Source organism: Pseudomonas sp. AC193 (assembly GCF_979258075.1).
This window is the reverse complement of record NZ_OZ409832.1, coordinates 4,344,427-4,356,766: the sequence shown is the minus strand read 5'-3', so window position 1 is coordinate 4,356,766 and position 12,340 is coordinate 4,344,427. Positions and strand designations below refer to the sequence as shown.

The window sequence follows — 12,340 nt, the reverse complement described above, 5'->3', positions numbered from 1 at the left end:
ATATCGTTGAACACGGCCCGGCACAAGCCTTGGGCGCGCGCCCTTTGCAGTGATATAGTTCGCCGCCAGTTCGGCCTGCCCGGGATGTATGTGCTTTTCCAGGAAAGCCTGGCGTCCGAGTGAGAGGCTGCATCGCAAGGAGTTTAGATGAGTGCCGATAACGCCTACGCGGTCGAGCTGAAGGGAGTCTCCTTCAAGCGCGGTGCGCGCAGCATTTTCAATAACGTCGATATCCGTATCCCGCGCGGCAAGGTCACCGGCATCATGGGGCCTTCCGGGTGTGGCAAGACCACGCTGCTGCGGTTGATGGGCGCACAATTGCGTCCAACCAGCGGTGAGGTCTGGGTCAACGGTCAGAACCTGCCGAAGCTTTCGCGCAGCGATCTGTTCGACGCGCGCAAGCACATGGGTGTGCTGTTTCAAAGTGGCGCCCTGTTCACCGATCTCGATGTTTTCGAGAACGTCGCTTTCCCCCTGCGCGTTCATACCGAGTTGCCGGAAGAAATGATCCGCGACATCGTCCTGCTCAAATTGCAGGCGGTGGGTTTGCGCGGCGCCATCGAGCTGATGCCCGATGAGCTGTCCGGTGGCATGAAACGTCGTGTTGCATTGGCCCGCGCCATTGCCCTCGATCCACAGATTCTCATGTATGACGAACCGTTCGTCGGTCAGGATCCGATCGCCATGGGCGTGTTGGTGCGCCTGATCCGTCTGCTTAACGATGCGCTGGGGATCACCAGTATCGTGGTTTCCCACGATCTGGCCGAGACCGCGAGCATCGCCGACTACATATATGTCGTCGGTGATGGTCAGGTGTTGGGGCAGGGCACGCCGGACGAGTTGATGAACTCGGACGAGCCGCGTATCCGTCAATTCATGACCGGCAACCCGGATGGCCCGGTGGCGTACCACTTTCCAGCGACGGATTACCGCGCAGATCTTCTGGGGAAGCGTTGATGCGCAGACTTTCATTAATAGAACGCGTACGCCGTTTCGGCGCAGCTGCGATCGACGCCATCGCGGTGTTCGGTCGGGCAACGTTGTTCCTGTTTCATGCCTTGCTGGGGCGTGGCGGTATCAGCGGCGGCTTCGGCCTGCTGGTCAAACAGCTGCATTCAGTCGGCGTGATGTCGCTGGTGATCATTGTTGTTTCCGGGATTTTCATCGGCATGGTGCTGGCGCTGCAGGGCTTCAGCATTCTGTCGAGCTACGGTTCGGAGCAGGCGGTCGGGCAGATGGTTGCGCTGACGTTGTTGCGTGAACTCGGCCCGGTCGTCACTGCTCTACTGTTCGCCGGGCGTGCCGGTTCTGCGCTGACTGCAGAAATCGGCAACATGAAGTCCACCGAACAGCTGTCCAGCCTGGAAATGATCGGCGTCGACCCACTCAAGTACATCATTGCCCCGCGCCTGTGGGCCGGCTTCATTTCCCTGCCGGTGCTGGCGATGATTTTCAGCGTGGTGGGTATCTGGGGCGGTTCGTGGGTGGCTGTCGACTGGTTGGGCGTGTATGAAGGTTCCTACTGGGCGAACATGCAAAACAGCGTCAACTTCACCAGCGATGTGCTCAATGGCGTCATCAAGAGTGTAGTTTTTGCCTTTGTCGTCACCTGGATCGCCGTATTCCAAGGCTATGACTGCGAGCCCACTTCCGAGGGGATCAGTCGTGCCACCACCAAGACCGTGGTATTTGCCTCGCTGGCAGTGCTCGGCCTGGACTTTATTCTGACCGCTTTGATGTTTGGAGATTTCTGATGCAAAACCGCACCCTGGAAATCGGTGTCGGCCTGTTCCTGCTGGCAGGGATCCTGGCTTTGCTGCTGCTTGCACTGCGCGTCAGTGGTCTGTCTCCGACATCGACCACCGACACGTATAAACTTTATGCCTACTTTGACAATATCGCCGGTTTGACGGTCAGAGCCAAAGTGACCATGGCCGGTGTAACCATCGGCAAGGTCACGGCGATCGATCTGGATCGCGACAGCTTCACCGGTCGGGTGACCCTGCAAGTGGATAAAAAGGTCGACAACCTGCCGACTGACTCCACAGCGTCTATCCTGACCGCGGGTCTGCTGGGAGAGAAGTACATCGGTATCAGCGTCGGTGGCGAAGACAAGCCGCTGACAGATGGTGGAACCATCCACGACACGCAGTCGTCTCTGGTACTGGAAGACCTGATCGGTAAATTCCTGCTCAATACCGTTAGCAAAGATGCCAAATGAGGAGCTTTGAATGATCTCTATCTTGCGACGCAGTCTGTTGGTATTACTCGCGGCCCTGCCGTTGATGGGTAATGCCGTTGCTGCTGCGACTTCGGCACATGATCTGGTTCAGGACACAACCACCCGGTTGCTGGCCGACCTGGCTGCCAACAAAGAAAAGTACAAGCAGGATCCGAGCGATTTCTACACCGCGCTCAACACCATCGTCGGGCCGGTAGTGGACGCCGAGGGCATCTCCAAAAGCATCATGACGGTCAAGTATTCGCGCAAGGCCACCCCTGCGCAGATGAAGACCTTCGAAGAAAACTTCAAGAAAGGTCTGTTCCAGTTCTACGGCAACGCTCTGCTTGAATACAACAACCAGGGCATTACCGTCGATCCTGCCAAGGATGAGTCGGGCGATCGCACCAGTGTTGGCATGGTTGTAAAAGGCAGCAGCGGCGCGATCTATCCAGTGCAATACACGCTGGAGAAGATCAACGGCGAGTGGAAGCTGCGCAACGTGATCATCAACGGCATCAACATTGGCAAACTGTTCCGTGACCAGTTCGCTGACGCGATGCAGCGCAATGGCAACGACCTCGACAAGACCATCAACGGTTGGGCGGGTGAAGTGGCCAAGGCCAAGGAATCCACCGAAAAGAACCCAGCGCAATGAATGAGGCAGCAGTTCGTATGAGTGATGTCGACGAGCTATTGCTCAGCGGAGTGCTGGATTACCGCACCGGCCCTGACTTGCGAAAGGAAGGGCAGGCGTTGATCAAGTCCAGCAAGGCGTCAGCGCTGGTCATCGATTGTTCGGCAGTGAAGAAGTCCAGCAGCGTCGGCCTGTCGTTGCTGCTGTGCTTCATGCGCGATGCGCAAGCGGCCGGCAAGGCTGTGAGCATCCGCGCAATGCCCGAAGACATGCGCGAAATCGCTCAGGTCAGCGAACTGACCGAGCTGTTGGCGCATCCCTGAACCCGCATCTATAAAGAAGCCCCCCGTCAGAGTCCTGCCATGCGGGGTTCGCAGGCGCGGGGCTTTTTTGTATGATGTCCGACCCGTGCGCACAGGGCGCCGATTGAGGTTGAGCATGCAGGCCGTAGAAGTGAAGAGCTTCCTTGAAGGAAAGCTGCCCGGAACGTTGGTAGAAGTTGAGGGCGAAGGCTGCAATTTCCAGCTGAACGTGATTAGCGATGAACTGGCGGCGTTGAGCCCGGTGAAGCGTCAGCAGCAGATCTATGCCCATTTGAACCCATGGATCACCGATGGCAGCATCCATGCGGTCACTATGAAATTTTTCAGCAGCGCGGCCTGGGCCGAGCGCACCTGAGCCTAAGGGCGTCGAGATTCTTATGGATAAATTGATTATTACCGGTGGCGCTCGTCTTGATGGCGAGATCCGCATTTCCGGGGCAAAGAACTCTGCCCTGCCGATCCTGGCTGCCACGCTGCTGTGCGATGGCCCGGTGACCGTTGGCAACCTGCCGCATCTGCACGACATCACCACCATGATCGAGCTGTTCGGTCGCATGGGCATTGAGCCGGTGATCGACGAGAAACTCAGCGTCGAAATTGACCCGCGCACCATTAAGACCCTGATCGCCCCGTACGAACTGGTGAAAACCATGCGTGCGTCGATTCTGGTACTGGGTCCGATGGTTGCCCGTTTCGGTGAAGCCGAAGTCGCACTGCCTGGCGGTTGCGCCATTGGTTCGCGTCCGGTCGACCTGCACATCCGTGGTCTTGAAGCCATGGGCGCAGTCATCGACGTCGAAGGCGGCTACATCAAGGCCAAGGCGCCTGAAGGTGGCCTGCGCGGTGCAAGCTTCTTCTTCGATACCGTCAGTGTGACCGGTACCGAGAACATCATGATGGCCGCTGCTCTGGCCAAAGGCCGCAGCGTGTTGCAGAACGCCGCTCGCGAACCTGAAGTAGTTGACCTGGCGAACTTCCTCAACGCCATGGGCGCCAAGGTTTCCGGCGCCGGCACCGACACCATCACCATTGATGGCGTTGAGCGTCTGGGTTCGTGCTTCTACAAAGTGATGCCTGACCGTATCGAAACCGGCACCTACCTGGTCGCTGCTGCCGTGACCGGTGGCCGCGTCAAGGTCAAGGACACCGATCCGACCATCCTCGAAGCCGTTCTGGATAAACTCCGTGAAGCCGGCGCAGAAATCACCTGCGGTGAAGACTGGATCGAGCTGAACATGCACGGCAAACGTCCGAAAGCCGTGAACGTGCGCACCGCGCCGTACCCGGCTTTCCCGACTGACATGCAGGCACAGTTCATCTCGCTCAACGCCATTGCCGAAGGCACTGGTGCGGTGATCGAGACGATCTTCGAAAACCGTTTCATGCACGTATACGAACTGCACCGCATGGGCGCCAAGATCCAGGTCGAAGGCAACACTGCCATCGTTACCGGTACTGAAGTCCTCAAGGGCGCGCCAGTCATGGCCACCGACCTGCGTGCTTCGGCCAGCCTGGTGATCTCGGCTCTGGTTGCTGAAGGCGACACCCTGATCGACCGCATCTACCACATCGACCGTGGTTACGAGTGCATCGAAGAAAAACTGCAGATGCTGGGCGCCAAGATCCGTCGCGTTCCGGGCTGATTGCTGCACGTGGACACAGGGACGTGTCCGTTGAATTCGTTTTGAGTCGAGCCGGTTTCCGGCTCGATGTGTGTCCGGCGCCGATTGCGACCGGGCATGAGTACCTTGATAAGGACTGACGTTTCCCATGTTGACCATCGCACTGTCCAAGGGCCGCATCCTTGACGACACCCTGCCGCTTCTCGCCGAAGCGGGCATCGTGCCGACCGAGAATCCGGACAAGAGCCGCAAGCTGATTATTCCTACGACTCAGCCAGACGTACGTCTGCTGATCGTGCGCGCCACTGACGTGCCGACCTATGTCGAGCATGGCGCGGCCGACCTCGGCGTCGCCGGTAAAGACGTGTTGATGGAATACACCGGCCAGGGCCTGTACGAGCCACTGGATCTGCAAATCGCGCAGTGCAAACTGATGACCGCCGGCAAGATCGGTGCGCCAGAGCCCAAGGGCCGACTGCGCGTGGCGACCAAGTTCGTCAACGTCGCCAAGCGTTACTACGCCGAGCAGGGCCGTCAGGTCGACATCATCAAGCTTTACGGCTCGATGGAGCTGGCACCGCTGATTGGTCTCGCCGACAAGATCATCGACGTCGTCGACACCGGCAACACCCTGCGCGCCAACGGTCTGGAACCTCAGGAACTGATCGCCACGATCAGCTCGCGCCTGGTGGTCAACAAGGCTTCGATGAAAATGCAACACGCCCGAATCCAGGCGTTGATCGACACCCTGCGCAATGCAGTGGAGTCTCGACACCGCGGCTGATTCACCTGCGCGACGTTAAGTCGCGCCCGTCTATCCGCCTCATAGCCAGAATCTCAGGTGCCCAAGCGGAAACGACTGCTAAGTTAGGGCGCCTGAGTTTTTGCCATTCCTATGAGGCTCTCGCTATGACCGCAACGACTGCAATTCGCCGACTCAACGCTGCTGACCCGGATTTCGCGCATCATCTGGATCATCTGCTGAGCTGGGAAAGTGTGTCTGACGACTCGGTCAATCAGCGGGTGCTGGACATCATCAAAGCTGTGCGCGAGCGCGGTGACGCGGCGCTGGTCGAGTTCACCCAGAAGTTCGACGGCCTCGAAGTCGCGTCGATGGCCGACCTGATCCTGCCGCGCGAGCGTCTGGAACTGGCGCTGACGCGCATCACCGTGCCGCAGCGCGAAGCACTGGAAAAAGCCGCCGCCCGCGTGCGCAGCTACCACGAAAAACAGAAGCAGGATTCCTGGAGCTATACCGAGGCTGACGGCACCGTGCTGGGCCAGAAGGTCACGCCGCTGGATCGCGCCGGTCTGTACGTGCCGGGTGGCAAGGCGTCGTACCCATCCTCTGTATTGATGAACGCGATTCCGGCCAAAGTGGCTGGCGTGACCGAAGTGGTCATGGTCGTGCCGACCCCGCGCGGTGAGATCAACGAGTTGGTGTTGGCCGCCGCCTGCATCGCCGGCGTCGACCGCGTGTTCACCATCGGCGGCGCGCAAGCCGTTGCTGCCTTGGCTTATGGCACCGAAAGCGTGCCGAAAGTCGACAAGGTGGTTGGCCCGGGCAACATCTATGTCGCCACGGCCAAGCGCCACGTGTTCGGTCAGGTTGGCATCGACATGATTGCCGGCCCTTCGGAAATCCTCGTGGTGTGCGACGGCCAGACCGATCCCGACTGGATCGCCATGGATCTGTTCTCGCAAGCCGAGCACGACGAAGACGCGCAGGCGATTCTGGTCAGCCCGGACGCCGAGTTCCTCGACAAGGTCGCCGCGAGCATCGACAAACTGCTGCCGACCATGGATCGCGCGACCATCATCGAAACCTCGATCAATGGCCGTGGTGCGTTGATTCAGGTGAAGGACATGGCCCAAGCCATCGAAGTCGCCAACCGCATCGCCCCGGAACACTTGGAGTTGTCGGTCGCTGATCCGCAAGCCTGGTTGCCGCAGATCCGCCACGCTGGCGCGATCTTTATGGGCCGTCACACCTCCGAAGCGCTGGGCGATTACTGCGCGGGCCCGAACCACGTATTGCCGACCTCCGGCACCGCGCGGTTTTCGTCGCCGCTGGGTGTGTATGACTTCCAGAAACGTTCGTCGATCATCTTCTGCTCCGAGGCCGGTGCCTCTGAACTGGGCAAGACTGCGTCGATTCTGGCCCGTGGCGAATCGCTGAGCGCCCACGCGCGCAGCGCCGAATACCGCATCAAAGACGAATCGAAGGGGAACTGAACATGAGTAAATTCTGGAGCCCGTTCGTTAAAGATCTGGTGCCGTACGTGCCGGGCGAACAACCGAAGCTGACCAAACTGGTCAAGCTCAACACCAACGAAAACCCGTACGGGCCATCGCCAAAAGCCTTGGCGGCGATGCAGGTCGAGCTGAATGACAACCTGCGTCTGTACCCGGATCCGAACAGCGATCTGCTGAAAACCGCTGTCGCCAACTACTACGGCGTACAGAGCAATCAGGTGTTCCTCGGCAACGGTTCGGATGAAGTGCTCGCGCACATTTTCCACGGTCTGCTGCAACACGATCAGCCGCTGCTGTTCCCGGACATCAGCTACAGCTTCTATCCGGTTTACTGCGGTTTGTACGGCATCAAGTTTGATGCGGTGCCGCTGGACGCGCAGTTCCAGATCGACCCGGCTGACTATGCCAAGCCGAACGGCGGGATCATTTTCCCTAACCCGAACGCCCCGACCGGTTGCCTGCTGGCGCTGGAAGCGGTCGAGCAAATCCTCAAGGCCAGCCCGGATTCTGTGGTGGTTGTTGATGAGGCGTACATCGACTTCGGCGGCGAGACGGCGATCAGTCTGGTCGATCGTTATCCGAATCTGCTGGTGACGCAGACCCTGTCCAAATCGCGCTCGCTGGCCGGTTTGCGCGTGGGTCTGGCGGTGGGGCATCCGGACTTGATCGAGGCGCTGGAGCGGATCAAGAACAGCTTCAATTCCTATCCGCTGGATCGTCTGGCGATTGTCGGTGCTGCTGCCGCGTTCGAAGATCGCGAGTATTTCGACAAGACCTGCCGGTTGGTGATCGAGAGCCGCGAGTGGGTGATCGCTCAGTTGCAGGCCAAGGGTTTTGAGGTGTTGCCGTCGGCGGCGAACTTCATCTTTGCGCGGCATCCGCAGCATGATGCGGCGGGGCTGGCGGCTAAATTGCGCGAGCAGGGCGTGATTGTGCGGCACTTCAAGCAGGAGCGGATTGCGCAGTTCCTGCGGATTTCGATTGGCACGCCGGAGCAGAATCAGGCGCTGATCGACGGTCTGGGCGAGCTTTAAACCACCGCTGCACCCTGTAGGAGTGAGCCTGCTCGCGATGCGTTTCAGCATTCAACATGTGAGTTGAATGACACACCGCAATCGCGAGCAGGCTCACTCCTACAGGGGATTTGTGGTGGTTACTCGTGATGTGGTTCGCCAAGGAAGGTCAGTGAGCTGAACAAGCCGCGACTGTTCACATCAGCACTGTCCTTGACTGGCACCTCAACCTGCGCCGCAATCACATTCAGCCCTTCATTTCTCACCAATACCTGCGCCCGGCCATCCTTATCCGTCTCGGCGCTCAACGTGTTCGGCGCATTGCGATAGTCGCCAATCAACTTCACCGCCGCCGCCGGTTTGCCATCCAGCAACACCCGCACCGGCAATGATTTCCCCGGCCCCACCGTCAGTGGATCAACCTCCGGCACAATCAGCAGCTTGATCTGATCCAGCTTCGGCAACTTCGCCCCCGGCTGATAAATCGCCAGACTGTATTTAAACGTCTCCGTCGCCTCGACAGCGCCCGGTACTTTGCTGCGGCCTTCATTTATCCACTTCTTGTCAGCCGTCTGCGACCACATGCCGTTATTCAGCGCCACGGCCATCACCGCAGGCGACTTCAGCGGTTTCAAACGTGCGTGATCGGCGAGTCGCTCAACGCTGACCGGAATCATCTTGCCGCCCGCGTCATAAGCCCAGGCGCCGCTGATTTTCTGCGCCTTGAACGCGTTGTCTTCGGCGCCATGGCCGTAGATCACTTCGATATTGCCGCGCCGTTGTTCGGTCCACAGGCCATGAGCCGAGACTTGGCCGGCGAACAGGGCGGCGATGAGCACGAGGGTTTTGCCGTATTGCATGTTGACGTCCTTTTACAGATTGAGTGTCAGGCTGACGGTGAAATTGCGCGGCTCGCCGGGGTTGACCCAGTAATTGCTGTACGAGCGCTCGTAGTATTTTTCGTCGAAGAGGTTGTTCAGGTTCAGGCCGACGGTGACGTTATCGCTGGCCTTGTAGTGGGCCAGCAGGTCGACGGTGCGATAGGCCGGCAATTCAAAATCGCTGCCGGATTCACCGGAACGGTCGCCGACATAGGTGAACGCGGCGCCAACGTCCGAGCCGCGCAAACGGCCATCCTGAAACTCATACACCCCGAGCAGACTGCCACTGCGTTTGGCCACGCCGAGGATGCGGCTGCCGGTGGGAATCACCGCGTCACCCTGGGTGACTTCGGCGTCGATATAAGCGAAGGCACCGATCACCCGCACGGCATCGGTGACTTGCCCGGTGACTTGCCAATCGAAGCCGCGACTGCGCGCCTTGCCCATCGCGCGGCTGGTGTCGGTGCCCGGGTCGAGGGCGAGGACGTTTTCCTTGTCGATGTGGAAGAAGGCGAGGGTGCTGCTCAGGCGCTCGTCGAACAGCTCGTTCTTGATGCCGACTTCGTAGCCGACGCCTTCTTCCGGGTCGAAGGATTTACCGGACGCGTCGAGGCCATTGTTCGGTTTGAACGAGGTCGAGGCGTTGGCGAACAGACCGGTTTGCGGCGTCAGTTGATAGAGCAGGCCGGCGCGTTGGGTGAGGGCGTCATGCCGTTGGTTGCTTGTTGCGTTGCGGCTGTGATCGTCGATGTGTTGATCGAAATGTTCGAAACGCGCACCGATCATCCCGCGCAGTTTGTCGGTGAAGATGATTTGATCCTGCAGGTTCAGCGCATGGCTTTCGACGTGTTCGAACGTATCCGTGCCCGAACGTGCACCGTTGGGTTTCGGCTGGCCGTAGATCGGGTTGTAGATGTCGATCGCGTAGGGGCCGCCAGCAATCGTGGTGACGCGCTCGTTCTTGCGGAAGTTTTCGTATTCGGTGCCGATCAGCAGTTCGTGTTGCCAAGGGCCGAGGTCGAACAGGCCACGCAGCTCCAGTTGGGTAATGCTGTCGTGCCAGTTGGTGTCGCGCTCGCGATAGCGGCGGTTGACGGTGTGGCCGTCGGCATTCAGCGGACGCGCTTCCGAAGCGAAGCCCCAGAGTTTGCCGTCCTTGTAATGACTGGCCAAGCGCAACTTCCAGCTGTCGTTGAGGTGATGTTCGAGGGTCGCTTGCAGCAGGTTGTTGTGGTTGTCGATGTTGCCGTCGTTGGGCTCACCGAGGAAGGTCGAGCGCGACACGCCGCTCCATGTGTTGTTCGGCGCAACGATGCCGCGATCAAACGTGGAGCTGTGGCGGACGATTTCGCTTTCCACCAACAGCGACGTGTCCGGGTTCAATTGCCAACTGATCGAAGGCGCGACGAACACGCGCTTGCTGTCGACGTGGTCGCGAAAACTGTTGTTGTCCTCGACCGCGAGGTTGATCCGCGAGAGCACATCGCCCTGATCATCCAGCGGCGTGTTGACGTCCAGCGCAGTGCGATAGCGATCCCAACTGCCGGCGCTGGTTTGCAGCGTGGTAAAGGCTTCGGGCTGCGGTTTCTTGGTGACGATGTTCACCGTGCCACCCGGATCGCCTCGACCATAGAGGCTGGCGGCCGGGCCTTTGAGCACCTCAATGCGCTCGATGTTGGCCGCATCCGGCGTGCTCGGGTAACCGCGATTGGCGGTGAAACCGTCCTTGTAGAACTCAGAGGTGGTGAAACCGCGCACGCTGTACTCGTAAAGCGTCAGGCCACCGAAGTTGTTCTGCTTCGACACGCCGCCAGCAAAATCCAATGCGCGCTCAACACTGCTGCTGCCCAGATCCTTGAGCACGCTGGCGGGTACTACGCTGATTGCTTGCGGGATATCACGAATCGCCGTGTCGGTTTTGGTCGCGCTGGACGAACGCGTGGTGCGATAACCCTTGACCGGGCCGGTCGGCGATTCGTAATCGGAGATGACGCTGATGGCGTCGAGTTCGAGGGGTTGCGGTTCTTCGGCGAAGGCCGGATCAACCAGCAAACCGAGGCTCAGGCCGAGCAGGGAGGCCTTTGTACGAGACGACATGTTATGTTGTTCCAATTTCTGAAATTGAAACAATATAACATGACTTTTGAGAATGTCTTTTATTCGCGCGCCTGGCGCGAAAAAAGTTTTACTCTTCTTTTTCCTGCACTGGCGCTGGTGGTGGACGCAGGCCGATTTCAGCGGTGAGCTTCAACTCTTTGCCGTTACGCATCACCTGAATCGTCACCTTGTCAGTCGGTTTGATCCGCGCAACCTGGTTCATCGAGCGACGACCATCCCCGGCTGGCTCGCCATCAATGCTCAGGATCACGTCACCCAATTGCAGGCCGGCCTTCTGTGCCGGGCCATCGCGGAAGATCCCCGCGACGACAATCCCCGGGCGCCCGGACAAGCCAAACGACTCGGCCAGTTCCTGGGTCAGTGGCTGCACTTCAATGCCCAGCCAGCCACGGATCACCTGACCGTGCTCGATGATCGACTTCATCACTTCCATCGCCAGTTTCACCGGAATGGCAAAACCGATGCCCTGCGAGCCGCCGGACTTGGAGAAAATTGCCGTGTTGATGCCGGTCAGATTGCCGTTGGCATCGACCAGCGCACCACCGGAGTTGCCCGGGTTGATCGCCGCGTCGGTCTGGATGAAGTCTTCGTAGTTGTTCAGGCCCAACTGATTACGCCCGGTGGCGCTGATGATGCCCATGGTCACGGTCTGGCCGACGCCGAACGGGTTGCCGATGGCCAGCGCGACGTCGCCGATGCGGATGTTGTCGGAGCGACCGACGGTGATGGCTGGCAGGCTTTTCAGGTCGATCTTGAGGACGGCCAGATCGGTTTCCGGGTCGCTGCCGATCACCCGGGCGAGGGTTTCGCGACCGTCCTTCAAGGCGACGACAATTTGGTCGGCGCCGCTGGTCACGTGGTTGTTGGTCAGAATGTAGCCTTCCGGGCTCATGATCACGCCGGAGCCGAGGCTCGATTCCATACGCTTTTGCTTCGGCGAGTTGTCACCGAAGAAGCGGCGGAACTGCGGGTCTTCGAACAGCGGATGGTTCGGCTTGTTGATGACTTTGGTGGTGTAGAGGTTGACCACCGACGGCGCCGCGATGGTCACCGCGTCGGCATAGGACACCGGGCCCTGCTGCACGCTGGTGGTTTGCGGGGCCTGTTGCAGGTTGACGTCGAGGCTCGGCAGCCCGACCCATTGCGGGTAACGCTGAATAATCAACAGAGCGATAAGCACACCGGCCAACAGCGGCCAGCCCATAAAACGCAGCGCCTTGAACATTAAGCACGTCCTGGAAAAGTTGCAGGCGGGGTCAGACCGCCCAT

13 protein-coding genes are annotated in these 12,340 nt (G+C 59.3%); 10 read left to right on the top strand and 3 right to left on the bottom strand.

The window, feature by feature from the left end; all coding sequences use genetic code 11:
- The first annotated feature begins 147 nt into the window (after positions 1 to 147).
- The 10 genes from ACZZ0D_RS19735 (at position 148) to hisC (ending at position 8,093) form a co-directional block, all read left to right on the top strand.
- The gene (locus ACZZ0D_RS19735; RefSeq protein WP_159812156.1) at positions 148 to 957 is read left to right on the top strand and encodes an ATP-binding cassette domain-containing protein; all 810 of its coding nucleotides are present in this window, start codon (positions 148 to 150) and stop codon (positions 955 to 957) included.
- On the top strand, positions 957 to 1,754 hold the full coding sequence (gene mlaE / locus ACZZ0D_RS19730) for a lipid asymmetry maintenance ABC transporter permease subunit MlaE (RefSeq protein WP_053117109.1): 798 nt from the start codon (positions 957 to 959) through the stop codon (positions 1,752 to 1,754). The genes ACZZ0D_RS19735 and mlaE overlap by 1 nt, the downstream gene beginning before the upstream one ends.
- Entirely contained in the window at positions 1,754 to 2,221 is a 468-nt protein-coding gene (gene mlaD, locus ACZZ0D_RS19725) for an outer membrane lipid asymmetry maintenance protein MlaD (RefSeq protein ID WP_053117111.1), read from the top strand. The genes mlaE and mlaD overlap by 1 nt, the downstream gene beginning before the upstream one ends.
- Positions 2,222 to 2,231: 10 nt before the next feature.
- Positions 2,232 to 2,879 (top strand): MlaC/ttg2D family ABC transporter substrate-binding protein, encoded by a 648-nt coding sequence (locus ACZZ0D_RS19720; RefSeq protein ID WP_053117113.1) that lies wholly within the window; start codon positions 2,232 to 2,234, stop codon positions 2,877 to 2,879.
- On the top strand, positions 2,876 to 3,181 hold the full coding sequence (locus tag ACZZ0D_RS19715; protein WP_212549714.1) for an STAS domain-containing protein: 306 nt from the start codon (positions 2,876 to 2,878) through the stop codon (positions 3,179 to 3,181). The genes ACZZ0D_RS19720 and ACZZ0D_RS19715 overlap by 4 nt, the downstream gene beginning before the upstream one ends.
- A 115-nt stretch (positions 3,182 to 3,296) precedes the next feature.
- On the top strand, positions 3,297 to 3,536 hold the full coding sequence (locus ACZZ0D_RS19710) for a BolA family protein (protein WP_007912386.1): 240 nt from the start codon (positions 3,297 to 3,299) through the stop codon (positions 3,534 to 3,536).
- Between the two features lie 22 nt (positions 3,537 to 3,558).
- Positions 3,559 to 4,824 carry a UDP-N-acetylglucosamine 1-carboxyvinyltransferase gene (murA, locus tag ACZZ0D_RS19705; RefSeq protein ID WP_053117117.1) on the top strand — a complete coding sequence of 422 codons (1,266 nt, stop codon included), beginning with the start codon at positions 3,559 to 3,561 and terminating at the stop codon, positions 4,822 to 4,824.
- Between the two features lie 127 nt (positions 4,825 to 4,951).
- Entirely contained in the window at positions 4,952 to 5,587 is a 636-nt protein-coding gene (hisG, locus tag ACZZ0D_RS19700) for an ATP phosphoribosyltransferase (protein WP_053117119.1), read from the top strand.
- A gap of 125 nt (positions 5,588 to 5,712) precedes the next feature.
- The gene (gene hisD, locus ACZZ0D_RS19695) at positions 5,713 to 7,038 is read left to right on the top strand and encodes a histidinol dehydrogenase (RefSeq protein WP_463554071.1); all 1,326 of its coding nucleotides are present in this window, start codon (positions 5,713 to 5,715) and stop codon (positions 7,036 to 7,038) included.
- Positions 7,039 to 7,040: 2 nt separating this feature from the next.
- Positions 7,041 to 8,093 carry a histidinol-phosphate transaminase gene (gene hisC, locus ACZZ0D_RS19690; RefSeq protein WP_212549712.1) on the top strand — a complete coding sequence of 351 codons (1,053 nt, stop codon included), beginning with the start codon at positions 7,041 to 7,043 and terminating at the stop codon, positions 8,091 to 8,093.
- A gap of 119 nt (positions 8,094 to 8,212) precedes the next feature.
- On the opposite strand, the gene ACZZ0D_RS19685 is transcribed toward hisC, so the two are convergent.
- The 3 genes from ACZZ0D_RS19685 to algW all read right to left on the bottom strand — a co-directional run bounded on the left by ACZZ0D_RS19685 (position 8,213) and on the right by algW (position 12,296).
- Complete coding sequence (locus ACZZ0D_RS19685; protein ID WP_463554070.1) at positions 8,213 to 8,932, bottom strand: DUF4198 domain-containing protein; 720 nt, start codon at positions 8,930 to 8,932, stop codon at positions 8,213 to 8,215.
- 12 nt (positions 8,933 to 8,944) lie between these two features.
- The gene (locus ACZZ0D_RS19680) at positions 8,945 to 11,050 is read right to left on the bottom strand and encodes a TonB-dependent siderophore receptor (RefSeq protein ID WP_463554069.1); all 2,106 of its coding nucleotides are present in this window, start codon (positions 11,048 to 11,050) and stop codon (positions 8,945 to 8,947) included.
- A gap of 88 nt (positions 11,051 to 11,138) precedes the next feature.
- Entirely contained in the window at positions 11,139 to 12,296 is a 1,158-nt protein-coding gene (gene algW / locus ACZZ0D_RS19675) for a Do family serine endopeptidase AlgW (protein WP_463554068.1), read from the bottom strand.
- Between the last annotated feature and the right edge of the window lie 44 nt (positions 12,297 to 12,340).